This is a genomic window from Komagataeibacter melaceti (assembly GCF_003403295.1).
Taxonomy (GTDB): domain Bacteria; phylum Pseudomonadota; class Alphaproteobacteria; order Acetobacterales; family Acetobacteraceae; genus Komagataeibacter; species Komagataeibacter melaceti.
In genome coordinates this window covers 1-448 of sequence record NZ_QUWV01000102.1, presented here as the reverse complement: position 1 = coordinate 448, position 448 = coordinate 1, and the positions used below count along the sequence as shown (strand labels likewise).

The 448-nt window shown below is 64.7% G+C and carries 1 pseudogene; it reads left to right on the top strand.

Going from position 1 to position 448, the window contains the following annotated elements:
- Positions 1–448 (top strand): annotated as a pseudogene (locus DY926_RS17325) (hypothetical protein); the annotation flags it as partial.

Genomic DNA, 448 nt, shown 5'->3' with positions numbered 1-448 from the left:
GACCTTTTCGGGGAGGGCGGGCAGGATAACCGCTATACCTGCGATGCCCGCGCCTACGCGGCCGCCCAGCGTGAAGCGATGGAGGCGGACCTGCCACCCAATGGCGACATCGTGCCTGCCGACGATTATGGATACCCGATCCTGCCCGAGAACGGCTTTCCCGTGCAGGACTGGCAGCCCTCGCAGGACGGGGATCGCGTGGCGGTGTATCTCCATCCCGCGACACTGAAGGTTCGCGAGAAAGCGTTCCGGCTCCGCGCGCCAGTTCAGGATGCCACATCGGGAACTGCTCTTTCCTTCCCGATCGTGGAAAAGCCGCGTGAGCGGGCCGACATCTCAGGAACGGGCCTGCAAATGATCGGCGAGATCCGCACGCAGGCCCTGCACCAGGCGCTGGACGGGGCGGCTGATGCCGTTGATCCATGGGATCTTGTAGGCGCACTCCTTC